The organism is Rugamonas sp. FW305-51, from assembly GCF_058786935.1.
On the sequence record NZ_JBYSZG010000065.1, the window covers coordinates 1 to 25,721 of the forward strand.

23 protein-coding genes and 1 riboswitch are annotated in these 25,721 nt (G+C 67.2%); of the genes, 16 read left to right on the top strand and 7 right to left on the bottom strand.

The window, feature by feature from the left end:
* Positions 1 to 317: 317 nt before the first annotated feature.
* The 15 genes from cobT to bluB all read left to right on the top strand — a co-directional run bounded on the left by cobT (position 318) and on the right by bluB (position 15,029).
* A complete protein-coding gene (cobT, locus tag AC3WOS_RS26500; protein ID WP_492720043.1) occupies positions 318 to 1,352 on the top strand; it encodes a nicotinate-nucleotide--dimethylbenzimidazole phosphoribosyltransferase in 1,035 nt (344 codons plus the stop codon).
* Between the two features lie 9 nt (positions 1,353 to 1,361).
* On the top strand, positions 1,362 to 2,141 hold the full coding sequence (locus AC3WOS_RS26505) for an adenosylcobinamide-GDP ribazoletransferase (protein WP_492720044.1): 780 nt from the start codon (positions 1,362 to 1,364) through the stop codon (positions 2,139 to 2,141).
* Positions 2,141 to 2,683, top strand: coding sequence for a histidine phosphatase family protein (locus AC3WOS_RS26510; RefSeq protein ID WP_492720046.1), 543 nt, complete (start codon positions 2,141 to 2,143; stop codon positions 2,681 to 2,683). Before AC3WOS_RS26505 ends, AC3WOS_RS26510 begins: the two co-directional genes overlap by 1 nt.
* 42 nt (positions 2,684 to 2,725) lie before the next feature.
* A riboswitch (cobalamin riboswitch) is annotated at positions 2,726 to 2,944 on the top strand.
* 131 nt (positions 2,945 to 3,075) lie between these two features.
* Positions 3,076 to 4,944, top strand: a complete 1,869-nt coding sequence (locus tag AC3WOS_RS26515) for a TonB-dependent receptor plug domain-containing protein (RefSeq protein WP_492720047.1) — start codon at positions 3,076 to 3,078, stop codon at positions 4,942 to 4,944.
* A gap of 77 nt (positions 4,945 to 5,021) precedes the next feature.
* Positions 5,022 to 6,044, top strand: coding sequence for a FecCD family ABC transporter permease (locus tag AC3WOS_RS26520; protein WP_492720048.1), 1,023 nt, complete (start codon positions 5,022 to 5,024; stop codon positions 6,042 to 6,044).
* A gap of 1 nt (position 6,045) precedes the next feature.
* Complete coding sequence (locus tag AC3WOS_RS26525; protein ID WP_492720049.1) at positions 6,046 to 6,819, top strand: ABC transporter ATP-binding protein; 774 nt, start codon at positions 6,046 to 6,048, stop codon at positions 6,817 to 6,819.
* Positions 6,816 to 7,433: a cob(I)yrinic acid a,c-diamide adenosyltransferase gene (gene cobO / locus AC3WOS_RS26530; protein ID WP_492720051.1), complete on the top strand. Its 618-nt coding sequence runs from the start codon at positions 6,816 to 6,818 to the stop codon at positions 7,431 to 7,433. The genes AC3WOS_RS26525 and cobO overlap by 4 nt, the downstream gene beginning before the upstream one ends.
* On the top strand, positions 7,427 to 8,740 hold the full coding sequence (locus tag AC3WOS_RS26535) for a cobyrinic acid a,c-diamide synthase CobB (protein ID WP_492720052.1): 1,314 nt from the start codon (positions 7,427 to 7,429) through the stop codon (positions 8,738 to 8,740). Before cobO ends, AC3WOS_RS26535 begins: the two co-directional genes overlap by 7 nt.
* The gene (cobU, locus tag AC3WOS_RS26540; RefSeq protein WP_492720053.1) at positions 8,737 to 9,294 is read left to right on the top strand and encodes a bifunctional adenosylcobinamide kinase/adenosylcobinamide-phosphate guanylyltransferase; all 558 of its coding nucleotides are present in this window, start codon (positions 8,737 to 8,739) and stop codon (positions 9,292 to 9,294) included. The genes AC3WOS_RS26535 and cobU overlap by 4 nt, the downstream gene beginning before the upstream one ends.
* Positions 9,288 to 10,241 carry a CobD/CbiB family cobalamin biosynthesis protein gene (locus AC3WOS_RS26545; RefSeq protein ID WP_492720055.1) on the top strand — a complete coding sequence of 318 codons (954 nt, stop codon included), beginning with the start codon at positions 9,288 to 9,290 and terminating at the stop codon, positions 10,239 to 10,241. Before cobU ends, AC3WOS_RS26545 begins: the two co-directional genes overlap by 7 nt.
* A complete protein-coding gene (cobD, locus tag AC3WOS_RS26550; protein WP_492720056.1) occupies positions 10,234 to 11,220 on the top strand; it encodes a threonine-phosphate decarboxylase CobD in 987 nt (328 codons plus the stop codon). Before AC3WOS_RS26545 ends, cobD begins: the two co-directional genes overlap by 8 nt.
* The gene (locus AC3WOS_RS26555) at positions 11,217 to 12,119 is read left to right on the top strand and encodes a cobalamin-binding protein (RefSeq protein WP_492720058.1); all 903 of its coding nucleotides are present in this window, start codon (positions 11,217 to 11,219) and stop codon (positions 12,117 to 12,119) included. The genes cobD and AC3WOS_RS26555 overlap by 4 nt, the downstream gene beginning before the upstream one ends.
* Entirely contained in the window at positions 12,116 to 12,916 is an 801-nt protein-coding gene (locus AC3WOS_RS26560; protein ID WP_492720059.1) for an ABC transporter substrate-binding protein, read from the top strand. Before AC3WOS_RS26555 ends, AC3WOS_RS26560 begins: the two co-directional genes overlap by 4 nt.
* The gene (locus tag AC3WOS_RS26565) at positions 12,913 to 14,379 is read left to right on the top strand and encodes a cobyric acid synthase (RefSeq protein WP_492720061.1); all 1,467 of its coding nucleotides are present in this window, start codon (positions 12,913 to 12,915) and stop codon (positions 14,377 to 14,379) included. Before AC3WOS_RS26560 ends, AC3WOS_RS26565 begins: the two co-directional genes overlap by 4 nt.
* The gene (gene bluB, locus AC3WOS_RS26570; protein WP_492720062.1) at positions 14,376 to 15,029 is read left to right on the top strand and encodes a 5,6-dimethylbenzimidazole synthase; all 654 of its coding nucleotides are present in this window, start codon (positions 14,376 to 14,378) and stop codon (positions 15,027 to 15,029) included. Before AC3WOS_RS26565 ends, bluB begins: the two co-directional genes overlap by 4 nt.
* 19 nt (positions 15,030 to 15,048) lie before the next feature.
* Here bluB and AC3WOS_RS26575 read toward each other — a convergent pair whose 3' ends face one another.
* Complete coding sequence (locus tag AC3WOS_RS26575) at positions 15,049 to 16,800, bottom strand: alkaline phosphatase D family protein (protein ID WP_492720064.1); 1,752 nt, start codon at positions 16,798 to 16,800, stop codon at positions 15,049 to 15,051.
* A gap of 181 nt (positions 16,801 to 16,981) precedes the next feature.
* On the opposite strand from AC3WOS_RS26575, the gene AC3WOS_RS26580 reads away from it, so the two are divergent.
* Positions 16,982 to 18,382 carry a DHA2 family efflux MFS transporter permease subunit gene (locus AC3WOS_RS26580; RefSeq protein WP_492720076.1) on the top strand — a complete coding sequence of 467 codons (1,401 nt, stop codon included), beginning with the start codon at positions 16,982 to 16,984 and terminating at the stop codon, positions 18,380 to 18,382.
* A gap of 4 nt (positions 18,383 to 18,386) precedes the next feature.
* Here AC3WOS_RS26580 and AC3WOS_RS26585 read toward each other — a convergent pair whose 3' ends face one another.
* The 6 genes from AC3WOS_RS26585 to AC3WOS_RS26610 all read right to left on the bottom strand — a co-directional run bounded on the left by AC3WOS_RS26585 (position 18,387) and on the right by AC3WOS_RS26610 (position 25,455).
* Positions 18,387 to 18,863, bottom strand: coding sequence for a cache domain-containing protein (locus tag AC3WOS_RS26585; protein ID WP_492720066.1), 477 nt, complete (start codon positions 18,861 to 18,863; stop codon positions 18,387 to 18,389).
* 25 nt (positions 18,864 to 18,888) lie between these two features.
* The gene (gene glcF, locus AC3WOS_RS26590) at positions 18,889 to 20,121 is read right to left on the bottom strand and encodes a glycolate oxidase subunit GlcF (RefSeq protein ID WP_492720068.1); all 1,233 of its coding nucleotides are present in this window, start codon (positions 20,119 to 20,121) and stop codon (positions 18,889 to 18,891) included.
* 2 nt (positions 20,122 to 20,123) lie between these two features.
* Positions 20,124 to 21,194, bottom strand: a complete 1,071-nt coding sequence (glcE, locus tag AC3WOS_RS26595) for a glycolate oxidase subunit GlcE (RefSeq protein WP_492720070.1) — start codon at positions 21,192 to 21,194, stop codon at positions 20,124 to 20,126.
* A 5-nt stretch (positions 21,195 to 21,199) separates the two neighbouring features.
* Positions 21,200 to 22,681 (bottom strand): FAD-linked oxidase C-terminal domain-containing protein, encoded by a 1,482-nt coding sequence (locus tag AC3WOS_RS26600; protein ID WP_492720071.1) that lies wholly within the window; start codon positions 22,679 to 22,681, stop codon positions 21,200 to 21,202.
* A 90-nt stretch (positions 22,682 to 22,771) separates the two neighbouring features.
* Positions 22,772 to 23,659 carry a LysR substrate-binding domain-containing protein gene (locus tag AC3WOS_RS26605; protein ID WP_492720073.1) on the bottom strand — a complete coding sequence of 296 codons (888 nt, stop codon included), beginning with the start codon at positions 23,657 to 23,659 and terminating at the stop codon, positions 22,772 to 22,774.
* 80 nt (positions 23,660 to 23,739) lie between these two features.
* Complete coding sequence (locus tag AC3WOS_RS26610) at positions 23,740 to 25,455, bottom strand: lactate permease LctP family transporter (protein WP_492720074.1); 1,716 nt, start codon at positions 25,453 to 25,455, stop codon at positions 23,740 to 23,742.
* Positions 25,456 to 25,721: the final 266 nt, after the last annotated feature.

Here is a 25,721-nt window from a genome sequence, read left to right on the forward strand (position 1 = left end):
ACGGAGACTAGCTCCGTGTGCACTTCCATCAAACGTCCACACTTATCGACTGTGAATTGTTAAAGAACTTATTCGGTGTTGCATTCTGCGTTTTCGACGAAGCGTTGTGTTCGTCAGCAGCAGAGAGATGAGATTATGCGGCGTTTCGTGCAGCTCGTCAACCCCTCGTTTTTCACCCCGTTTAACTCGCATTTGCATGCACCGTTTTGCGGGGAGACGAACTATAGCAAACAGCCGACATGACTGGCAAGGCAGTTTTGAAATAAATCTGTGTGCTATCTTAACGCCGACCAAAACCTTGCCACTGCACACTTACCATGTCCATTCCTGCTATCGCCTCCACCACCAACGACGCACTCGCCAGCCTGCTCGATAACGCCATCAACAACAAGACCAAGCCGCTCGGCAGCCTGGGCATGCTGGAGACGGTGGCCAAGCAAATCGGATTGATCCAGCGCACGCGCGCGATTGCGCTGGAAAAGCCGGCCATCCTGGTGTTCGCGGCGGATCACGGCATCGTCGCCGAAGGCATATCCGCCTATCCGCAAGACGTCACCTGGCAAATGGTGGAGAACTTCCTCGCGCGCGGCGCGGCCATCAATGTGTTCGCCCAGCAGAACGGCTGCGCATTGCACATCATCGACGCCGGCGTGAATCACGACTTCGGTCCGCGCCATGGACTGACCGACCGCAAACTGGCGCACGGCACGCACAACTTCGCGCAACAAGCGGCCATGAGCGCAGAGACCTGCGCCGCTGCCATCGCGGCCGGTATGGCGCTGGCCGCCGAACTGGACGGCAACGTGGTCGGCTTCGGTGAAATGGGCATCGGGAACACCACGGCCGCCGCCGCGCTGATGCACAAGCTGACCGGCATCCCCGTCGCCCAGTGCGTAGGCGCCGGTACGGGCCTGTCGGCGCAGGGCATCTCGCACAAGCAGCACGTGATCGAAGCGGCGGTCGCCAAGCACGCATCGGCCACCGAGCCGCTGGACATCCTGGCCACTTTCGGCGGCCTGGAAATCGCCATGATGGCCGGCGCCATGCTGAAGGCCGCCGAACGGCGCATGGTGCTGCTGATCGATGGCTTCATCGTGACCAGCGCCCTGCTGGTGGCGGTCCGGCTGCAGCCCGCCATCCTGGACTACTGCGTGTTCTCGCACTGCTCCGACGAGAGCGGCCACAAGAAGATGCTGGAAAACCTGGGCGCCCGTCCACTGCTCTCGCTCAACCTGCGCCTGGGCGAAGGGACCGGTTGCGCGCTGGCACTGCCGCTGCTGCATGCCGCCGTCAATTTCATGAACCAGATGGCGACCTTCGAGTCGGCACAGGTCAGCGAAAAATCGGAATAGGAAGCCGCCATGCACCAGATCCGCCTGTTCTTCACCGCGCTGCAGTTCTTTACCCGGCTGCCTATCCCGCGCTGGGTGGGATTCGAGGCGGCATGGCTGAACCACGCGTCGCGCTACTTCCCCCTGGTGGGCGTGGTGGTGGCCGCCATCGCCGCCGGCACCTACGCGCTGGCGGCGTGGCTGTTGCCCGCGCCGGTGGCCGCCGTGCTGGCGACGGCCGCTACCATCTACGCCACCGGCGCCTTCCACGAGGACGGCTTTGCCGACATGTGCGACGGCTTCGGCGGCGGCCTGACCGGGCAGCGCGTGCTGGAGATCATGAAGGACTCGCGCATCGGCGCATACGGCGCCATCGGCATCGTCTGCATGCTCGCGCTCAAATGCGTGACGCTGTCGCTGCTGCCGCCCGCCGTTGCCATCGCCGCGCTGTTCGTCGCCCATCCCCTGTCGCGCCTCACGTCGACCGCGCTGATCTGGCGCCTCGACTACGCCCGCGATGAAGGCAAGGCGAAACCGCTCGCGCAGAAAATGAGCCATGCCGAATTTGCCATCGCCTTCATCTGCGCCCTGCTGCCTGCGGCGGCGTGCGGCGCAGCTGGCTGGCTGTCCTGGCCCGCGCTGGCGGCCAGCCTGCTTGCCGCCTCCGCGTCCGCGTACTGGCTGGCGCAAAAATGCGTGAGCCGCATCGGCGGCTACACGGGCGACTGCCTGGGCGCGGTGCAACAGGTATCGGAGGTGACGATCTACCTGTGCCTCCTGGCCAGCCTGGGACACGGCGCCTGGCACTGATGCGCATTACGCTGATACGCCATCCCCAGCCGCAGGTGGCGCCCGGCGTTTGTTATGGCAGCACCGACCTGGCTGTGGCGCAGGAACAGCGCGACCAGGTACTGGCTACGCTGGCAGGCACACTGCCGGCAGGCGCGCCGCTCTACTCCAGTCCATTGCGGCGCTGTGCGGACCTGGCGCAGCGGATCGCCAGCACAACGCCTGTCTACGATGCGCGCCTGGCCGAAATGCACTTCGGCGCATGGGAGATGCAACGCTGGGACGACATTCCCCGTGCGGAAATCGATGCCTGGGCCGCGGACCTGGTCCGCTACCGCCCCGGCGGCGGTGAAAGCGTGCTGCAGATGGCGAACCGCATTGCCGACTTTTACGCCGACCTGCGCGCCGGCCCGGCGGCCGACATCGTCATCGTCTGCCACGCCGGCACCATGCGCCTGCTGATGGCCCGCCACGCCGGCCTTGCTCCCGCCGCCATGGCGCTGCATGCCGCCAGCACCCGTCTCAGCATCGCCTACGGTGAACGGATCGTGTTGCAAGACTGAGGGGCAAATTGCAAGCCACGCTTGCCCGCCTGCGCGCAGGCCGTATAATGGCGGCGTTTTGGTGCCCGCATGTCTGTCCAGACGTGCAGTTAAACGGGAAACACGAAGCCGTCCAGACGGCCAACGTGTGCTGCCCCCGCAACGGTAAGCAAGTGTCGCGCTAGCGCGACGAACCGCCTCAGATAACCACTGTGCATAGCATGGGAAGGTAAGGCGGTGCCACTTGCCAGCCCGGATACCGGCCAAATCAGGTGGAAGTGAGCGAACGGGGAGTTGCGCGACACGGACCAGGCCCGCCCCGGCGGCCTGCCATGCGTTATTCCAGTTCACCGCTTCTGTTCAATCTGGCCTACGGGGACGTCGGCCGGTTGCCCCTTTACAGAAGATTTGCCATGACTTTTCCTGTTTCCCGCCGCGCGGTTGCGGCGTCGATCGCGCTCGCTTTCACTGCGCCCTCCGCCTTTGCCGACGCCCAGAGCGATATCGCCGGCAACGCCGTGTTCATCACCGCCGCACGCGCGCCGCAGCAGGCCGCCGATGTACTGAGCGATACGCTGACCATCGATTCGGCGCAGATCGCCCAATCGGGCGCCGGCTCCATCATCGAGCTGCTGCAACGCCAGCGCGGCATTGAAGTGGCGCGCAACGGCGGCCCGGGCAACAGCGCCAGCGTGTTCATTCGCGGCGCCAACAGCAACCAGAACATCGTGCTGGTGGACGGCGTGCGCATCGGCTCGTCCACCACGGGCGCGGCCAACTGGAGCGCAATCCCGCTGTCGGCCATCGACCACATCGAGATCGTCTACGGCCCGCTCAGCACCCTGTACGGCGCCGGCGCCATCGGCGGCGTGGTCCAGATCTTCACCAAGCAAGGCCAGGGCGCTCCCGCGCTGACCGCCGCCGCGGGCTATGGCAGCAACCATACCCGCAGCGCCGACGCCGGCGTTTCCGGCGCGACTGGCGGTGAACACAGCTTCAGCTACGCGCTCAGCGCTGGCAAGGAAAAATCGGATGGCTTCTCCTCCACCGTTCCCGGCAACTACTCCTACAATCCGGACAAGGACGGCTACGACAAGGACAGCGCCGCCGGCCAGATCGCCCTGCAACTGCACAAGGACCACGAACTTGGCGCCGTGTTCATGTACAGCAAATTGCGCGCGCAGTACGACAGCGGAGCGTCCAGCTTCGACACCCACAGCCTGCAAAAAGTGGAAAATGCGGCCGTGTACAGCAAGAACCGGATACTGCCGAATTGGACCAGCGTGCTGCAGGTTTCCCAAAGCCGCGACGAGCAGGGCGATTTTTCCAGCGCCGCCGCTTCGGGCCACAGCCAGATCGACACCACGCAGACCGGCTACTCCTGGCAGAACGATATCCAGATCGGCGCCGACCTGCTGCAACTGCTGTATGAACACCGCAAGGAAGCGGTCGACGTCCATGGCGTCTCCCCGCTCAACCGCGACCGCGGTACCAACGCCTATGCCGCCGTCTACAGCGCCCGGCGCGGCGCCAATGCGTTCAACGCCAGCGTCCGCCGCGACAACACGGAATACGGCGACAAGACCACGGGCGCCGTCGGCTACGGCTACAGCTTCACCCGCCGGCTGCGCGCCAGCGCCAGCGTGGGCACCAGCTTCCGCGCCCCGACCTACAACGAGTTGTACTACCCCGGCTATGGTCTGCCGACCAACAAGCCCGAACTGGGCCGCAACGTGGAGGCCGGCCTGCACTACGACGATGGCAGCACGACGCTGTCCGCGCGCTACTACCACAGCCGCCTGACCGACCTGCTGGTCTATGTCACGCCGTGCCCGTACAACGCCACCTCGAAGAGCAGCGGCTGCGCCTACAACGTCAACCACGCACTGCTGGAAGGCCTGACGCTGGAAGGCGGCCGCAAACTGGGCAGCTTCGAACTGGCCGGCACGCTCGACCTGCAGGATCCGAAGGACGAAACCACCGGCAAGCGCCTGGCGCGCCGTTCGCAGCGCCACGCCAACCTGGCGCTGGACTACGTGACAGGCCCGCTGAAGGGCGGCGTGGAACTGACCTTGTCCGGCCCCCGCTACGACGACGCGGCCAACCGCAACCGGCTGGGTGGCTATGGCCTGGTCAACCTGTATGCCACCTGGCAGCTCACGCAGGATTGGTCGGCGCTGCTGCGCTGGAATAACGTCGGCAACAAGCAGTACGAGCTGGCGCGCCTCTACAGCACGGCCGGTTCCACGGTGTTTGCCGGCCTGCGCTACGGCTACAAGTAAGCGAAGAAATTGGTGTAACCTGCCGGGCGAGGCTTGCCCCGTCCGGCGGCAGCAGATTCACAGAGCAAAGGTAGTCCATGCATTCTTCCCTCCGCAACCTGCGCCAGCGCACCAGCGTCATCATCGCGACGCTGCTGCTGTGTGCCGTCGCCAGCCTGCTGTTGGCCAGCATGATGGGATCGGTGGCGATCCCGCTGTCCGACCTGCCGGGCGCAATCGACGCGCTGCTGCACGGCCGCGCCGATTCGCTGGCCGCCACCTTGCTTGAGTTGCGCGGCGGCCGGGCCACCACGGCCTTCGTCACCGGCGCCGCGCTGTCGCTGGCGGGTGTGATGATGCAGGCGCTGTTGCGCAATCCGCTGGCCGATCCTTATGTGCTGGGCATCTCGGGTGGCGCCTCGGTCGGCGCGCTGGCCGCCCTGCTGTTCATGTGCGCCACGTGGATGATCGATGCCGCCGCCTTTGCCGGCGCCGTCGCCGTGTCGCTCTTGCTGTACTTCCTGGCCCGGCGCGACCTGCGCGGCGGCACGGCGGCCGAAGGCGGCACCGCCCTGCTGCTGCTGACGGGCGTCATCCTGTCGTCGGTCACCATGGCCATCGTCACGCTCATGCTGTCGATCGCGCCCGAAAGCCGCCTGCGCAGCATGGTGTTCTGGCTGATCGGCGACCTGGCCGGCGCGCCGCAACGCTGGCTGCCGTGGATCGTACTGGCGGCCGGCCTGTGGTTCGCCCTGCGCAGCGCGCGCGCCATGAACGTAATGGCGCTGCACGCCGAGGCGGCCGCCACGCTCGGCATCCGCGTGGGCGCCCTGCGCAAGGGATTGTTCTTCTGTTCCGGGCTGCTGACGGCCAGCGCCGTGACCAGCGCCGGCAGCATCGGCTTTGTCGGCCTGATCGTGCCGCACGCCTGCCGCTTCGCCTTCGGGCCCGACCACCGGGTGCTGATCCCGGCGGCGGCGCTGGCCGGGGGCAGCTTCCTGGTGCTGGCCGATACGCTGGCGCGCACCATGCTCGCGCCGCAGCAGTTGCCGGTGGGCGTGGTCACGTCGCTGATCGGCGCGCCCATCTTCCTGTATCAATTGCACCGCTTGCGAAAATAAGATGATCCGCACCCACCAACTCACCCTGCGCGCCGGCGAGCGCACGCTGGTCGACCAGCTGGCATGGCACGTCGAGGACGGCCAATGCTGGAGCGTGATCGGCCGCAACGGCGCCGGCAAGAGCACGCTGCTGCGCACCCTGGCCGGCTTGCGCCAGCCCGATGGCGGCAGCGTCAGCATCGGCCAGCGCGCCCTGCAGGAATGGCCGCTGGAGGAACTGGCCCGCACCCGCGCCTTCCTGGCCCAGGCCCGCAGCGACGCCTTTGCCTACACCGCACTGGAAACCGTGCTGGCCGCGCGCCACCCCTACCACGGCAACCGCTACTGGGAAGGCAGCGACGACCACAAGCTGGCGCTCGACGCGCTGGCGGCGATGGAAGTGTCCGACCTGGCCGCGCGCGACGTGCGCACCCTGTCCGGCGGCGAACGCCAGCGGGTGGCGATTGCCGCCATGCTGGCGCAGGACACCCCATTGCTGCTGCTGGACGAACCGGCCAATGCACTGGACCTGGCGCACCAGGTCAGCGTCATGCGGCTGCTGGCCGGCCTATGCCGGCAGCAGAACAAGACCGTGGTCATGATAGGCCACGACCTGAACCTGGCCCACAGCGTCTCCACCCACGCCCTGCTGCTGATGGGCGACGGCCGCTGGCAGGCCGGCACCACCGCCGAAGTGATGCAGCCATCCATCCTGAGCGCCTGCCTGGGCCACCCGATCGAGACGATACGGCACGGCCAGCGCAGCATTTTCATCCCCACCGAGGACCACGCATGAGCGACCCGACCACCGACGACATCAACCAACGCCACCGCCTGCGCATGGAGCGCAAGAAGGCCCTCATCGACGCCAAGATCCAGGCCGCCGACAAGCAGATCGGCATCATCATCGTCAACACCGGCAACGGCAAGGGCAAGAGTTCGAGCGGCTTCGGCATGGCCATCCGCGCCATGGGGCACGGCATGAAAGTGGGCATCGTCCAGTTCATCAAGGGTGCCATGTCGACCGGCGAGGAAAAATTCCTGCGCCGCTTTCCCGACGAGGTGAGCTTCCACGCCATGGGCGAAGGCTATACCTGGGTCACCCAGGACCGCGAACGGGACATGGAAAAAGCCAGGCTGGCGTGGGAGCAGGCCAAGCGCTTCCTGTCCGATCCCGCCATCGGCCTGGTCTTGTTCGACGAACTGAACATCGCCCTGAAATACCGCTACCTCGACCTCGATACCGTGATCGCGGACCTGCTGGAGCGCCCGGCCATGCAGCACGTCGTCATCACCGGCCGCGGTGCGCTGCCGGAACTGATCGCCATCGCCGACACGGTCACGGAAATGGCAGAAGTAAAACACGCCTTCAAGGCCGGCATCGGTGCGCAGGAAGGGACGGAATGGTAATGGACGGCCAGGTCGCAGTAAGAGCCCTGCTGGTGGCTGCCGTGGCCTCGGGCCAGGGCAAGACCACCACCACCGCCGCACTGGCGCGCAAGCTGGTCCGCATGGGCAAGCGCGTGCGCGTGTTCAAGTGCGGCCCCGACTTCATCGACCCCATGCTGCTGGAGCGGGCCAGCGGCGCGCCGGTCCGCTCGCTGGACCTGTGGATGGTGGGCGCGGAGCAGTGCCACGCCCAGCTGGCGCAAGCGGCCGCCGAGGCGGACGTGATCCTGATCGAGGGCGTGATGGGCCTGTATGACGGCATGCCGTCCAGCGCCGACCTGGCGCGCGCATTCAAGGTGCCGGTGATGGCCGTGATCGACGCATCGGCCATGGCGCAGACGGCCGGCGCGCTGGTGCACGGCCTGCGCGACTACGGCCCGGTCGAGATGGCCGGCGTGATCGCCAACCGCGTGGCCAGTCCCGGCCACGCCGCCATGATCGCCGCCTCGCTGCGCGACATTCCCCTGTTCGGCACCTTGCCACGCCAGGAAAAGTCGCTGCCGGAACGCCACCTTGGCCTGGTGCTGCCGGACGAAGTGGGCGGCATCGACACCCTGCTCGACCAGCTGGCCGACGGGCTCAATTTCGACCAGGCGGCATGGGACAGCCTGCCGGCCGTCCAAATCGGCGTCCCGCCAGCGCCAGCCCCCCAGGCGCCGCTGCTGGCCGGGAAAACCGTGGCCGTTGCGCGCGACGCCGCCTTCATGTTCCTCTACCCGGCCAACCTGGACACGCTCGAGCAGCTGGGCGCCACGCTGCGCTACTTCTCGCCGCTGGCCAACCAGCCGGTGCCCACAGGCGCGGACGCCGTCTACCTGCCGGGCGGCTACCCTGAACTGCACGCGCAGGCCCTGTCGCAGGCGCACAACTGGCGCAGTTCCATCCGCGCCGCCCATGCGGCCGGCATGCCCATCGTGGCCGAATGCGGCGGCATGATGGCGCTGGCCGAAACGCTGGCCGACCAGCAGGGCAACGTGTGGCCGATGGCCGGCCTGCTGCCGGGCGCCGTCCAGATGCAGACGCGCCTGGCGGGACTGGGACCGCAAGGGATCATCACGCCTTATGGCCTGCTGCGCGGCCATACCTTCCACTACTCGCAGCTGCAGACGGACCTGGCGCCCGTCGCGCATACGATCAAGCACCCGTCCGACGCGCAGGGCGAGGCTGTGTATCGCCTTGGCTCGCTGACGGCGTCCTACTTCCACGCCTACTTCGCCTCCTGCCCCGCGGCCACGGCCGCGCTGTTCCTGCCGAAGGACGCGGCATGATACGCACCCTGGTGCTGGGCGGCGCGCGCTCGGGCAAGAGCGTCTTTGCCGAGCAATTGATGGCGGCGTCCGGCAAGGAAGGCATCTACATCGCCACCGCGCAGGCGGGCGACGATGAAATGGCCCGCCGCATCGCCCACCATCGCGGCCAGCGCCCCGCCCACTGGACCACCGTGGAAGAGCCGCTGGCACTGGCCGACGCCCTGTCCCGCTGGTGCGCGCCGCAGCGCATGGTGCTGGTGGACTGCCTGACGCTGTGGCTGTCCAACCTGCTCTTCAGCGCCGGCGGCGCATGGCCGGAAGTCGGCGACGTGGTGCTGCCGCCCAGCTTCCATGCGGAGCGCGCCGCGCTGCTGCAGGTGCTGGCCCAGTGCCCGGGCGACGTGGTGCTGGTGTCGAACGAGGTGGGCATGGGCATCGTGCCCATGGGCGCCGTGTCGCGCTGCTTCATGGACGAAGCGGGCCGCCTGAACCAGGCCGTGGCCGCCCTGTGCGACCACGCCGTATTCGTCGCCGCCGGGCTGCCGCTGTACCTCAAGGGTGAGCCGTGCTGACTGGCCTGGGCCTGCCCGCCATCGCCGTGTTGCTGGCGGCCGGCGTGCTGCTCGACCTGCTGCTGGGCGAGGCCAGACGCTGGCATCCCCTGGTCGGCTTCGGCAACCTGGCGTACGCGCTGGAACGCAAACTCAATCGCGGCCAGCGCCGATACTGGCGCGGCCTGCTGGCCTGGCTGCTGGCCGTGGCGCCGCCCGTGGCGGCGGCAACGCTGCTGTGCATGGCCGGCGGCCCCGCCGTGGACGCGCTGCTGCTCTATTTCTGCATCGGCCTGCGCAGCCTGCGCGACCACAACCTGCCCATCGCACAGGCGCTGCAAAGCGGCGACCTCGATACGGCGCGCCAGCTGACAGCGCGCATCGTCAGCCGCGACACGGCCGGCGCCAGCGCCACCGACCTGGCCAAGGCCAGCGCCGAATCGCTGCTGGAAAACGGTAACGATGCCGTCTTCGGCACGCTGTTCTGGTTCGTCGTGGCGGGCGGTCCCGGCGCCGTGCTGTTCCGGCTGGCCAACACGCTCGACGCCATGTGGGGCTACCGCACGGCGCGCCTGCTGCGCTTCGGCTGCGCCGCTGCCCGCATCGACGATGCGCTCAACTACCTGCCGGCCAGGCTGACCGCCCTGTCCTACGTGCTGCTGGCGTCCACCATGGAAGGCAAACGGCGCGCCTGGCACTGCTGGCGCGCGCAGGCGCCCGCGTGGAGCAGCCCCAATGCCGGCCCCGTCATGGCCAGCGGCGCCGGGGCGCTGGGCCTGGCGCTGGGCGGTCCGGCCAGCTATGACGGCGAAATCGAACACCGCCCGCCGCTGGGCAGCGGCCAGCCGGCCGGCGCGCAGGACATCGCGCGCGCCTGGCAACTGGTGGCCCGCACCACCTGGCTATGGCTGGCATGTGCCGCCGCCGTTGCCGTCACCCCGTACCTGAAAGGCCACTGGCATGCTTGAACACGGCGGCAACCTGCGCGACGCGGCGCAGCGCTTCGGCGCGCACGACTGGCTCGATCTTTCCACCGGCATCAACCCGCACTACTATCCCGCGCCGGCCGTGGTGGGCAACGCGTGGCACCGCCTGCCGGAGGCCGATCCCGCACTGGCCGCCGCCGCTGCCGCCTTTTACGGCGCGCCGCTGATGCTGCCGGTGGCCGGCACCCAGGCCGCCATCCAGGCCCTGCCCCGGCTGCGCCCACCGTCGCGGGTGGTGGTGGCGGCGCCGTCCTACGCCGAACATGCGCACCACTGGTCCGGCCACGGCCACATGCTGCGGCAGGTGGACTACCCGGAGCTGGACGGTGCAGTCGATGGCTGCGACGTGCTGGTGGTCTGCAATCCCAACAATCCGACTGGCGCCGCCGTCCCGCCGCAACAGCTGCTGCGCTGGGCCGATGCGCTGGCGGCCCGCGGCGGCTGGCTGGTGGTGGACGAAGCGTTCGGCGACACGATGGCCGGCACCAGCGTCTGCGGCCATACCGGCCGGCCGGGACTGATCGTGCTGCGCTCCGTGGGCAAATTCTTTGGCCTGGCCGGCATCCGGCTCGGCTTCGTCGCGGCCCAAGCGGCGCTGCTCGACAGCCTGGCCGACCTGCTGGGGCCATGGACCATCAGCGGCCCCGCCCAGCAGGTCGCGCTGTCCGCGCTGCGCGACCGTCCCTGGCAGGACGCCATGCGCGCGCACCTGGGCGCGGAAGGCGGCCGCCTCAAGGCACTGCTGGCCGCGCACGGCATCGCCGCCAGCGGCAGCGCCCTGTTCCAGTGGTGGCCGGAGCAGGACGCGGAAAGCTTCTGGCAACACATGGCCGAACGGGGCATCTGGGTACGCCTGTTCCGCCAGGCCGCGCGCGGCATCCGCCTCGGCCTGCCGCCGGACGAAGCAGGCTGGCGCCGGCTCGATCATGCATTAAACGAATGGAAGGCCCGCAATTCATGAAGATTCCTCCCGCCCCGCCCAAGTTGCTTCCGCTGTTGTCCCTGCTCGCGCGGGCGTGCGCCGGCCAGGCCGGCGCCGCCATCACCGTGCGCGACGACGACGGGGTGGCTGTCACGGTACAGCAGCCAGCCCGCCGCATCATGTCGCTGGCGCCCCATGCGACGGAACTGCTGTTCGCGGCCGGCGGCGGCGACCGCATCATCGGCACCGTCAGCTACAGCGACTACCCGCCAGCGGCCAAGGCCATCCCGCGCGTGGGCGACAACCGCGAAGTCGACCTGGAACGCATCATCGCCATGAAGCCCGACCTGCTGGTGGTCTGGCTGCACGGCAGTTCCCCGCGCCAGATCGACGCGCTGCGCCAGCTGGGCATTCCCATGTTCCACAGCGAGCCGCACAAGCTGGAAGCCATTCCCGACAGCCTGCTGCGCCTGGGCCAGCTGATGGGCACCGAAGCCGTCGCCCGGCCGGCCGCCGCCGACCTGCGCCAGCAGCTGGACGCGCTGGCCGCCAAATACGCGGGACGCCCGCCGGTGCGCATGTTCTACCAGGTGTGGGACAAGCCGCTGTACACCCTCAACGGCAACCACATCGTCAGCGACAGCATCCGCCTGTGCGGCGGCGAAAACATCTTCGCCGGGTTGAAAGCGGTGGCGCCCACGGTCAACGTGGAAGCGGTGCTGCAGGAAGACCCGGAAGCCATCTTCGGCACGGCCGAGAAGAACTACGGCGGCATCAACCTGTGGCGGCCCTATGCCACCATGAAAGCGGTCCGCAACGGCAACCTGTTCACGCTGAACGGTGAACTGCTCAACCGCTCCGGCCCGCGCATGATCGCCGGCACCGCCGCCTTGTGCGAAAAACTAGAGCTGGCACGCCAGCACAGGAAACAACCATGAGCCACTATCAACGCATCGCCTGCCTGTCCACCGAGTCGGTGGAAACCTTGTACGCGCTGGGCGCGGAACAATACATCGCCGGCATCTCTGGCTTTACCGTGCGCCCGCCCCGCGCGCGCGAGGAAAAGACCAAGATCAGCGGCTTCTCGTCGTCCAGGCTGGAACGCATCCTGGCCGTGCAGCCGGACCTGGTGATCGGCTTTTCCAACCTGCAGGCCGACATCTGCCGCGACCTGGCGCAGGCCGGGGTGGAAGTCCACCTGTTCAACCAGCGCAGCGTGGCCGGCATCCTGCGCATGGTGTCCGTACTGGCCGCGCTGGTGCAGCGCGAGGACGCGGGCCGCGAACTGGTGGCGCAGCTGCAGGCGCACGTCGACCAGGCCCGCGCCCGCGCCGCGCAATGGACGCGCCGCCCCGTGATCTACTTCGAGGAATGGAACGATCCGCTGATGAGCGGCATAGGCTGGGCGGCGGAGCTGATCGGCATTGCCGGCGGCGAGGACGCCTTCCCCCACCTGTCCGTCCAGCAGGGCGCGAAAGAGCGCATCATCGCCGACCCGATGGCGGTGGTACGGCGCGCGCCCGACATCATCATCGGCTCCTGGTGCGGCAAGAAGTTCCAGCCCGATACGCTGCGTGCCCGCGAGGGTTGGGACACCATCCCCGCCCTGCGCAACGGCATGCTGTTCGAGATCAAGTCGCCCGACATCCTGTCGCCCGGCCCGTCCGCCATCACGGAAGGCCTGCGCCAGATCAGCGACATGGTCGCCCGCTGGCAGGAGGCGCAGACGGCATGAGCTTCCCCTTCCCCACCCTGATGGTGCAGGGCACCACCTCGGATGCCGGCAAGAGCACGGTGGTGGCCGCCCTGTGCCGCCTGCTCAAGCAGCGCGGCGTGCGCGTGGCGCCGTTCAAGCCGCAGAACATGGCGCTCAACAGCGCGGTGACTGCCGACGGCGGCGAGATCGGCCGCGCCCAGGCGCTGCAAGCCATCGCCGCCGGCCTGGCGCCGCACACGGACATGAACCCGGTGCTGCTCAAGCCTTCGAGCGATACGGGTGCCCAGGTCATCATCCACGGCCACGTGCGGGCCGACATGAACGCGCGCGACTATCACCAGTACAAGACCATCGCCATGGAGGCAGTGCTGGCCTCGCACGGCCGCCTGGCCGCGCAGTACGAGGCGGTGGTGGTGGAAGGCGCCGGCAGCCCGGCCGAAATCAACCTGCGCGACCGCGACATCGCCAACATGGGCTTTGCCGAAGCCGTGGACTGCCCGGTGATACTGGTGGCCGACATCGACCGCGGCGGCGTGTTCGCCCACATCGTCGGCACGCTGTCCTGCCTGTCCGAAAGTGAACGCAAGCGTACCATCGGCTTCGTCATCAATCGCTTCCGGGGCGACATCTCCCTGCTGGAACCGGGGCTGGAATGGCTGGAGCAGCAGACCGGCAAGCCGGTACTGGCCGTGCTGCCCTATCTGCACGGCCTGTTCCTGGACGCCGAGGATGCCGTGCAGCCGGTGCAAGCCTCGCGCGGCGCGTTCCGCGTAGTGGTCCCCAGCCTGCCGCGCATGAGCAACCACACCGATTTCGACGCGCTGCGCGCCCATCCCGACGTGGACCTGCGCTTCGTGCGCCAGGGCGAGGCGATACCGCCGGCCGACCTGGTCATCCTCCCCGGCAGCAAGAACACGCGGGCCGACCTGGAATGGCTGCGGACGCAAGGCTGGCCGGAATACATCGGCCGCCACCTGCGTTACGGCGGCAAGGTGATCGGCATCTGCGGCGGCTTCCAGATGCTGGGCCGCGACGTGTGCGATCCGCGCGGCATCGAAGGCACGCCTGGCACTTCGCCCGCCCTCGGCCTGCTCGAGATGGAGACGGAAATGACGCCGGAAAAACGGCTGGTGCAAGTACAGGGCGTGTGCGCTTTCGGCGACGGCTGCGCCACCGTGAGCGGCTACGAAATCCACATGGGTATCTCGACCGGCGCTGCCCTGGGCCTGCCCGCGTTCCACATCGATGGCCGTCCTGAAGGTGCGCGTTCGGAAGACGGCCAGGTGCTGGGCACCTATCTGCACGGTCTGTTCGATACGCCGCAAGCATGCAGTGCCCTGCTGCGCTGGGCCGGGCTGGACTCGGGCGCCATGGTGGACACGGCGCAGCTGCGCGAGGCCAGCCTGGACCGCATCGCCGAAGCCAGCCGCCCGCTGCTGGACGCCCTGCTTGCGCTGCACGACAAACGGGAGGTTGTATGAATCCGCACGCTTTTGACGACGCCCAGATCGCCGGCGTCTACCGCGCCATCCGCGAACGGCGCGACATCCGCCACTTCACGCCCGGCCCGCTGAAGCCGGGCCAGCTGGAGCGCTTCATCGCCGCCGCCCACGCCGGCCCCAGCGTGGGACTGATGCAGCCGTGGCGCTTCATCCGCATCGCCAGCGCGGAGCTGCGCGCGCAGATCCACCACCATGTGAACGAGGAACGCATCCTTACCGCGCAGGCGCTGGGCAAGCGCGCCGAGGAATTCATGCAGCTCAAGGTGGAAGGCATACTGGCCTGCGCCGAAGTGCTGGTGGTGGGTCTGATCGACAAGCGCGACGACTTCATCTTCGGCCGCCGCACCATGCCGGAAATGGACCTGGCCTCGGCATCCTGCGCGCTGCAGAATTTCTGGCTGGCGGCACGCGCCGAAGGCATAGGCGTGGGCTGGGTTTCCATGTTCGACCCGCAGCGACTGCGCGAACTGTGCGCCATGCCGGAGGGCAGCCAGCCCATCGCCGTGCTGTGCGTGGGCCAGGTGCCCGAGTTCTACTCCGCCCCCATGCTGGAACTGGAAAAATGGGACACGCGCCGGCCGCTGGCCGAGGTCATGTTCGAGGACAGCTGGGGCAACAGCGCCGGCTAGCGCTGCTAGCAGCTAGTAACTACGCGCTGCACTCCTCCAGCCTGCGGTTGCCCGGCCCCGGCAAGGTGCGCAGGCTGCGCTCCGTGGCGGCCGTGTAGCGGCGGTCGAACACGGTATCGACAAAGCGCCAGTCGCAGCGCACCTGTTCATGCGATGCCGTCACGATCATGTAGCCACGCTTGCTGGTCTGGGCGTAGTACAGCGGTTCGATCAGGTCGACCATCATGGCCGCCACGTCGTCCGGATCGCGGTCCGGATAGGCACCCTCCATGCCCGGCGACGAGACGGAAGCGGTGGCGAATTCCACGCCCACTTGCCGGCCCTGCGCATCGTGCAAATCGCTGGCCCAGGCGTTATGGGAATCACCGGCCAGCACCACCATGTTCTTGCGGTGGCGCTGCATCATGGCGAACACCAGTTCGCGGTCATTCTGGTAACCATCCCAAGAATCGAGGTAGCACGGCAGTGTAGGCGCTGCCAGCCAGCGCCGCTCGCGCTCGCCCATGCCCGCCGGATCGTGGACCGCACGCCGCTTGAGGGCAGCGTAGTCGGTGCAATTACATTCGCCCATGGCGACGGCGGTCGGATATTCCATGCGCGCCATCAGCACCTGCTGGCCCAGCACCTGCCAGCGGGCGCGCGATGCGGCCACCTGCGATTCCAGCCACGCCATCTGCTCGCCGCCCATCATGGTGCGGTGCGGCGAGCAGACATCATGCCGGTACTTCTGCGCGTCGAAGCGGCGCTGCTCGTCGTAATAGGACGACAGCACCAGCTGCTGGTCGCGGCCGATCAGGCGCGTGTCGAGCATATGCAGCGACAGCACGCTGCCGAAGTCGAAGGAGCGGTAGATCTTTTCCGGCGCTGACGGATCGGGTGCCCGTATCGGCATCCATTCGTGATAGGCCGTCATGGCGGCCGCCTTGCGCAGCGAGAACGGCCCCTGGCGCGAGCTGACATGGTCGGCCGAGCCGTCGCGCCAGGCGTCGTCCGCGAACTCATGATCGTCCCAGACGGCGATGAACGGCACGCTCGCATGCAGCGCCTGCAGATCCGGATCGGTACGGTACTGTGCGTAGCGGCGCCGGTAGTCATCCAGCTGCAGCAGCAGTTCGCGCGGTTCGGACACGCGGCCCAGCTCCTCGGCCCGGCTGCAGGCGTAGCCGTCGCTTTCATACTCGTAGATGTAGTCGCCGATGTGCAGGGCTGCGTCGAAATCGTCGCGCCGCGCCGCATCGGCATAGACGTTGAAGTAGCCGGCCGGGTAATTGGCGCATGAGAACACGGCCAGCCGCACCTGGCGTACGTCCGCGCGCGGCAGCGTCCTGGTGCGGCCCACGGGCGACTTCACCGTATCGGCCGCGAACTGGTAGTAGTACACATGTCCCGGCAGCAGGCCAGCAGCATCCACCTTGACCGTGTAGTCGGCGCCGGCATTGGCGACGGCCGTGCCGCCCGCCACCACCGACTGCATGGCCGGATCGGTCGCCACCCACCAGCGCACGGCGATATCGGCTGCCTCGCCGGCCCCCTGTGGCGCAGGATGCGGCGTCACCCGCGTCCACAGGATCACCCCGTCCGTGAGCGGATCGCCGCTGGCCACGCCATGGCCGAAGCTGGCGGCGGCATGCTCGCCCGGACTGCCGCCGGTGCTGCTGCAGCCGGCCAGCGCCAGCCCGCCCGCGCCCAGCAGCGCCGTGGAGCACACTTGCCGCATGAAGCCGCGCCGTCCCGCCGCAGCCGCTGGTGGAAACCAAGCCTTGCCGTCCATTGCGCCTCCGTCCGCCATGTCGATGAGACGCAACTTACGCCCCATTCGTGACGGCCTCGTGACGTCATCGAGGCATGCCGTCAGCGCCGGCGCATACTGTGGCGGCGCCGACACGGAACGGCCAATTGTGTGACAATCATGGCCATTGCTCCACGCGCACGCACAGGACACCATGACCGAGATGACAAGTTCCGCGGCCAAACGCTATCTGCCCTGGGTGGTGGCCACCGCCCTGTTCATGGAACAGCTGGACTCCACCATCGTCAACACGGCCGTGCCCAGCATGGCCGCCAGCCTGCAGGTGACGCCCCTGAGCCTGAAGGCCGTCGTCACCAGCTACATCCTCAGCCTGGCCGTCTCCATCCCCGTCAGCGGCTGGATGGCGGACCGCTTCGGCACCCGGCGCGTGTTCACCACGGCCGTGGCCATCTTCACCATCGCATCCATCCTGTGCGGCCTGGCCGTCAACTCGCCCATGCTGGTGGCGGCGCGGCTGTTGCAGGGATTTGGCGCAGCCATGATGATGCCGGTCGGGCGCATCACCATCATCCGTACCTTTCCCAAGTCCGAGCTGCTGCGGGCGATGAATTTCGTGATCGTGCCGGCCCTGATCGGCCCTTTGCTGGGGCCCACCGTGGGCGGCCTGATCGTCCACTGGCTGTCGTGGCGCGAGATCTTCTTCGTCAATGTGCCGGTGGGCGTTGCGGCCATCGCCCTGGCGCTGCGCTACATGCCGGACTATTACGGCGAACAGGATCGGCCACTCGACCTGGTCGGCCTGGTGCTGTTCGGCGCCGGCATCGCACTGCTATCGTGGCTGCTGGAGATATTTGGCGAGCACAAGATCGACGCCACGTCGGCCGGCATCCTGCTGCTGCTGGCGGTCAGCCTGCTGGGCGGCTATGCCTGGCACGCCAGGGATACCCCCCACCCGCTGCTGCGGCTGGCGTTGCTGCGTATCCGCACCTTCCGCGTGTCGGTGGCGGGCGGTTTTCTCACCCGGCTCGGCATGGGCGGCATGCCCTTCCTGCTGCCGCTGCTGTACCAGCTGGGCCTGGGCCTGCCGGCCTGGCAATCGGGCCTGCTGATGATGCCGGCAGCCGCCGCGGCGATGGGCATGAAGTTCATTTCCGTGCGCCTGCTGTCCACCTTCGGCTACCGCCAGGTCCTGGTGGTCAACACGGTGCTGATCGGCCTGACCATCAGTCTGTATTCGCTGGTGAAGGCGGGCACGCCGATCTATGCCATCGTCGCCATCGGCCTGTGCCTGGGGTTCTTCAATTCGCTGCAGTTCTCCAGCATGAACAGCATCGCCTACGCCGACGTGGAAGGACGCGACACCAGCATGGCCAGCACCATCGCCAGCTCCATGCAGCAGCTGTCGATGAGCTTCGGCCTGGCCTGCGGTTCGCTGGTCACGGGCTGGTATCTGGGCGGGCTGCCGCAAAGCGACAAGGCGGCGCTGACGGGCGCCCTGCACCACGCCTTCCTCACGCTGGCCGTGCTGACGGTGCTGTCGTCGCTCACCTTCTGGACCCTGCGCAAGGGCGATGGCGACAGCATGAGCAAAGGCGCCGCCTAGCGCGCTATTTGGCCGGTTTGTAGATACCGCAACCGACCAGCGTGTCGTCCAGCCGTTCAACATAGCTGGACTTCTGTTCGACGGCCTTGCTGACAGGGTTGGGCCACTTGTAGTCGAACCAGCCCTGGCCCTTGGTTTTGGCCACGTTGACCAGGCCCTTGATCAGGTAATTGCCCTCCGCGTCGCGCATGTCCATCAGGTTCTTGCCCACCATGCGGGCGGCATTGCCGTTCCCGATCGCCAGGCTGACGCCATTGAGGTCGTAGACGAAAATGTACAGGTTGCGATCGACGAACTGGCCCTTGGGATTGCTGAATTCCGCGTAGGCCTTCTCGGTGCCGTTGGCCTTGATGTAGGCGACGGCGCGCTTGACCAGCGCCACCGCTTCGTCGGCGCTGCCACCGGTATCAGCCGCCAGCGCGCTGGCCTGCATCAGCAGCGCCGCGAACAGGCAGGCCAGGCCTCTCAATATCGTCTTCATGCTCGTCTCCTTGTTATGGTTTTATCTATCTTGCCTGTGCCAGCAACTGGTCCACCAGTTCTATCCAATGGCCGACCGGAAGCTCCGTCCCGGACTGCAAATGGGTCTGGCAACCAATATTAGCCGATACGATGCGCGCTGCGCCGGTGGCTTCCAGATTGGCCACTTTCCTGTCGCGCAGCTGGTACGACAGCTCCGGCTGCAGCACGGAATAGGTGCCGGCCGAACCGCAGCACAGGTGGCTGTCGGCGCACAGGCGCACGTCCACCCCGATCGCGCGCAGCAGCCCTTCCACCTTGCCCCGGATCTGCTGGGCGTGCTGCAGCGTGCAGGGCGGATGATAGGCAACCGGCTGCGCCAGCTTGCCGCGGATGCGCGATGCCAGCGCGTCCTCGAATTCGCACATCACTTCACTCACATCCCTGGCCAGCGCCGACACGCGGTGCGCCTTGTCGGCATAGGCCGGATCGCCGCGCAGCAGGTGCCCGTATTCCTTCACCGTGGCGCCACAGCCGGACGCGGTGATGACGAGCGCTTCCACGCCCGCCTCCACTTCCGGCCACCAGGCGTCGATATTGCGGCGCATGTCATCGAGGCCGCCATCCTGGTCATCCAGATGGTAGCGGATCGCGCCGCAGCAGCCGGCGCCCGGCGCCACCACCAGTTCGACGCCAAGTTCGGCCAGCACGCGCGCCGTGGCGCTGTTGATGTTGGGCGCCATGGACGGCTGCACGCAACCGTCCAGCAGCAGCATGCGCCTTGCCTGGCGGGCACGGGGCCAGCTGCCCGCCGGTTGGGCTTGCGGCACCTTGTTGCGCAGCGCCTGCGGCAGCAAGGGACGCAGCAGCTGGCCGGTCTTCATGGCGGGCTTGAACAGCCAGGCGCGCGGCAGCGTTTCCTTGAGCAGGGTGCGGGCATAACGCTGCCCCGCCGGGCGCGCCACCTGCTGGTCCACCACCTTGCGGCCGATGTCGAGCAGGCGGCTGTACTGCACGCCGGACGGGCAGGTCGTCTCGCAATTGCGGCAGGTCAGGCAGCGGTCCAGGTGCAGCTGGGTCTTGGCGGTGGCCGGGCTGCCTTCCAGCACCTGCTTGATCAGGTAGATGCGCCCACGCGGGCCGTCCAGCTCATCGCCCAGCAGCTGGTAGGTGGGACAGGTCGCCGTGCAGAAGCCGCAATGCACGCACTGGCGCAGTATCGCTTCGGCTTCGTCGCCGTCCGGGGTGTTGAGGAATTGGGCTGCGAGATTGGTTTGCATGGCTACAGGTCCTGGTACATGCGGCCCGGATTGAAGATACGTGCCGGGTCGAAGGCGTTCTTGAGGTTGCGGTGGATGGCGTGGACGGCCGGCGCCAGCGGATGGAATACGCCGCCGTCCCGCGAACCGCCGCGGTACAACGTGGCGTGTCCGCCCAGTTCAGCGGCCAGCGCGTGCACCGACGATGGATCGGCGGCGGAACGCAGCCAGCGCTGGGCACCGCCCCATTCGATCAGCTGCGGCCCGGCATGGGGGCAGGCCGGCGCCACGGACGGCAGGGATAACCGCCACAAAGGCATCAGCTGCTCCGGTGCGAAGAACGCATCGCTCTGCTCGCGCAGGCCGCGCCAGTAGGCTTCCGCCTCGGCCGCATCCATCACCGATCCGCCGATCTGGCGCAGCGCCGCGGCCACGGCAGCCTGGGCGCCGGACAGACGCAACGTCAACAGGTCGTCGTGCCAGGCGCTGGCCGACAGCGGCAGCGGCTTGCCGCCCCACCGGTTCAGGCTATCGAGCGCCTGCTGCTGGTCCATCTGCAGCCGTACCGTGGTTTCCGCCACAGGCAGCGGCAATACCTTCAGCGACACCTCCAGGATCAGGCCCAGCGTGCCGAGCGAACCGGCCAGCAGGCGCGATACGTCATAGCCGGCCACGTTCTTCATCACCTGGCCGCCGAAGCGCAGCGCTTCGCCGTGGCCGTCCATCAGCACGGCGCCCAGCACGAAGTCGCGCAGCGCGCCCACGGACGGGCGGCGCGGCCCGGACAGCCCGCAGGCCACCATCCCGCCCACGGTGGCGCCGGGGCCGAAGTGCGGCGGTTCGAACGCCAGCATCTGGCGCTGCCCGGCCAGTGCCGCCTCGATCTCGCGCAGCGGCGTACCGCAGCGCGCCGTGACCACCAGTTCGGTCGGCTCGTAGGCGACGATGCCGCTGTAGGCTGTCGTGTCGAGCAGCTCGCCGCGCGGCGCCTGGCCATACCAGTCCTTGCTGCCGCCCCCGCGCAGGCGCAGCGGGGTTCGGGTTGCGGTGGCGGCGGCGATGCGCTCGCGGAATTGGGTCAGTTGCGATTGCATGCCGGTCATCCTTTCACGAACTTGAACAGCCCGCCCCGCGCCTGGCGCTTGCCGTAGGCGGCGCAGCGGTCCAGCGTGGGGATGGCCTTGTTTGGATTGAGCAGGAAGGCGGTGTCGAACGCGCGCTTGACGCCGATGAAGGCCGCCACTTCCTGCACCGAGAACTGGGCGCACATGGAATCGATCTTTTCGATGCCCACGCCGTGTTCGCCGGTGATGGTGCCGCCCACCGCCACGCACAGCGCCAGGATCTCTTCCCCGAACTGCTCGGCGCGGTGGAACTGGCCGGGCTGATTGGCATCGAACAGGATCAGCGGGTGCAGGTTGCCGTCACCCGCGTGGAATACATTGGCGCAGCGCAGATCGTATTTGGTTTCCATGGCAGCGATCCCCAGCAGCACCTCGGCCAGCCGCTTGCGGGGTATGGTGCCGTCCATGCAGTAGTAGTCCGGCGAGATGCGGCCCGCCGCCGGGAAGGCGTTCTTGCGGCCGGACCAGAAGCGCATGCGCTCTGCCTCGTTCTGCGACACGGCGATGGCGGTGGCGCCGGACTGCCTGAGCACTTCGCTCATGCGGCCGATTTCCTCCTCCACTTCCTCGGCCAGGCCGTCCGACTCGCACAGCAGGATGGCTTCGGCGTCGGTATCGTAGCCAGCCTTGCAGAACGGCTCCACCATGCGCGCGCTGGTGCGGTCCATCATTTCCAGGCCGGCCGGGATAATGCCGGCCGCGATCACGCTGGCCACCGCTTCCGCCCCGCGCACCACATCGTCGAACGACGCCATGATGACGCGCGCCACCGGTGGCTTGGGTATCAGCTTGACCGTCACTTGCGTCACCACGCCCAGCATCCCTTCCGATCCGATGAATACGGCCAGCAGGTCCAGGCCGGGCGCATCCAGCGCGCCGCCGCCCAGTTCGACGATGTCGCCGTCGATGCTAACCATGCGCACGCCCATCACGTTGTGCACCGTCAGGCCGTATTTCAGGCAGTGCACGCCGCCGGAATTTTCGGCCACGTTGCCGGCGATGGTGCAGGCGATCTGCGACGAGGGATCGGGCGCGTAGTACAGGCCGTGTTGGGCGGCCGCCTCGGAAATGGCCAGGTTGCGCACGCCTGGCTGCACCACGGCGGTACGGGCGTTGGCATCCACGGCGACGATACGGTTCATCTTGGCGGTCGACAGCACGATGCCGTCCGCGATCGGCATCGCGCCGCCGGACAGGCCGGTGCCCGCGCCGCGCGGCACGATGGGCACCTGCAAGGCGCGGCATGCCTGCAGCACGGCGATCACCTGCTGCTCGGTCTCGGGCAGCGCCACCACCATGGGCAGCTGGCGATAGGCTGTCAAGCCATCGCATTCGTAGGGACGGGTGTCTTCTTCGTTGAACAGCACGCAGTGTGCCGGTAACGCGGCGCGCAGCGCGGCGACGACGGCACGCTGGCGTTCTGCGGTAAATGGAATGTCGGGGGACGGCGCGTTCATGGATGGCCTCGCGATGTTGATGCCATCCAGTGTAGCGATACATGCTGCCGCACTGCGGTGAAAAGAATTAACCGCAGAGCTTAACTATTTTCATGTCCCGGCGTAGGTGGCCATCAGCCAGTCAATGAACAGCGCCACCTCCGGCCGCTGGCGCGGCGTTTGCTCGTAGACGATGTAGTAGGCGTGGGGCGGCGACGCCAGGCGTATGTCGAACAGCTCCACCACTTCACCGCTGGCGATCATCTGCTGCGCGAAATGCTGGCGCGTGAGACCGACGCCGTGACCGTGGCGGACCGCTTCCAGCAGCAAGCCCAGGTCGTCCACGCGCAGCGCGGTGGCCGGTTCCGGCCAGTCCAGCCCAGCTTCCTTGAACCATGGCTGCCACAGCTCCAGCGCGGAGCGCAGCAGCGTGGCCTTGGCCAGGTCGGCCGGCGTGGCAATGCCGCCGATGCGCTCCAGGTAGGCGGGGCTGGCCACCGGGAAGGCGGGTTCCTCGAACAGCTTGGTGGTCACCATGTCCGGATATTTGCCGGCGCCGAAGCGCACTTCCAGGTCAGACTCGTTCAGGCACAAATCGTACAGGGGCACCGACAGGAAGACTTCGACCACGATGTCGGGATGCGCTTGCGTGAAACTGGCCAGCTTGGGCATCAGCAGGTAGCGCGCGAAAGTCGGCGGTACCGTGATCTTCACGCGCGGCTGGGTGAGTGTCGCCTTGTGCGGCAGGGGAAAATCGGTCAGCGTGCGCAGGGCCTGGCACACCACGTCCAGATAGCTGCGGCCGAACGGGGTCAGTGTCGCGGCGCGGCCATCGCGGATAAACAGGCGGTCGCCGACGAAGTCCTCGAGCAGGCGGATGCGGTGCGACAGCGCGGAGGGCGTAATGCAAAGCGAGTTGGCCGCTTCGGCAAAGGAGCCGGCGCGGGCCGCAGCTTCGAACGCGGACAGGGCATGAACTGGGGGGAAACGACGTGGCATGGTGATCTCACCGGCGGTACATTAAACGCAACAACGCCCGTCCGGCGAAGGACGGGCGTTGCGAGGGACCACAGGGAGACTTAATGCGGAATCATCCCCGTGAACACGTAGGCCTGCAACACGGTCATGATACCAACGATGGAGGCGAACAGCAGACTATGTTTGAGCGTAAAGCGGAACAGCTCCGATTCGCGGCCCACCAGTCCCGTGGAAGCGCAGGCGACGGCGATCGACTGCGGCGAAATCATCTTGCCTGTTACGCCGCCCGTCGTGTTGGCCGCTACCAGCAGCGTGTCGGATACGTTGATCTGGTGCGCGGTGGTGTTTTGCAGGGAGCAGAACAGGGCGTTCGATGACGTATCGGAACCGGTCAGGAACACGCCCAGCCAGCCGAGGAACGGTGAGAAGAACGGGAACGCGCCGCCGGTGCCGGCCAACACCAGCGCCAGGGTGGACGACATGCCGGAATAATTGGCCACGAAGGCGAAGGCCAGCACCAGCCCGATGGACAGGATAGGACGGCGCAGCTCAACCACCGTGGCACGGAAGGCGCGCGCGCCGGCGCTGGGCTTCATGCGCAGCAGCAGCATCGAGATGAAGGCCGTCAGCAGGATGGCGGTGCCAACGGCCGACAGCAGATCGAGCTTGTACAGCGCCTCGTAGGGTTTGGGCGCCGCTACGATGGGGGCGGTCTTGATGACCAGCTGGTCGAGGAAAGGCACGTGGAACTTCAGTACGGTGCCGGCCAGCGCGCCCTTGGCGCCAAACAGCGCCTTGAACTGGGGCAGGCTCCATACCGTCACGATCGCCGTCAGGATGCCGAACGGCGCCCAGGCGCGGATAGTTTGCGCCGTCGAGTAAGGCGACTTGGTACGGCCGCCAACCGGAGCCGTACCTACGGCAGGGAAGCCGCCGAAGGTCGCCATCGCGGCGGTGCCGCCCCCCAGCGAAATCGTGCTGCGGGCGCCGGCCTTGGCGCTGGCAGGCTGCCAGACCTTGAGCAGCGCGGTCAGCGACACGAGGCTGACCAGGGCCGAGGTGATGTCGGGCAGTTCAGGGCCGATGTAGTTGGAGGTCACGTACTGGGTCACCGCGAAGCTGCCGCCGGCTACCAGGGCCGCTGGCCAGACTTCCTTGATGCCGCGCTTACCGTCCATCATGAACACCAGCCAGAAAGGCACGGCCAGCGACAACAGGGGCAGCTGGCGGCCGGCCATGGCGCCGATCTGCATCGCGTCGATACCGGTCACCTGGCCGGCGACAATGATGGGAATGCCCATGGCGCCAAACGCCACCGGCGCCGTATTGGCAATCAGGCACAGACCCGCGGCGTACAGGGGATTGAAACCCAGGCCCACCAGCAACGCAGAGGTAATCGCCACCGGCGCGCCGAAACCGGCCGCCCCTTCCAGGAAGGCGCCGAACGCAAAGCCGATCAGCAGCATCTGCAGGCGCTGGTCGTCGGTGATCGACAGGACGGAGGCGCGAATGATGTCGAGCTGGCCCGTCTGGTCCACGATCTTGTAGAGAAAAACGGCGGTCACGATAATCCACGCGATCGGCCACAGGCCGTAAGCGAAGCCGAAGCCGGCGGCAGCCAGCGCCTGCGGCACCGGCATGCCGTAGGCGACGACGGCAACCGCCAGCGCCAATGCCAGCGTAATGGCGGCCGCGACGTGGCCTTTAATGCGCAGCACCGCCAACGCAAGGAAGAAGAAAATGATGGGAATCGCTGCAGCCAGGGCGGATAGCCCCAGGCTGCCTAGCGGCGTGTAGATCTGGTTCCAGGCTTGCATGTGATCTCCTCCAGTTGATTTTTTTGAACTGGAGGAAGTGTATGTCGCGCGCGCCCGCTTGGATCGCCGCCGGCCGATGAAATGAATTGACCGCTGAAGTGAAAAGTTTTCACCCGGTCTTGCAACATGGGGAATGGAGGCTAGGGACGAAAAAAAACCCCAACCGGATCACCGGATGGGGTTTTTTAAATAACTAGCCTGACGATAACCTACTTTCACACTGGTTGCAGCACTATCATCGGCGCAGAGTTGTTTCACGGTCCTGT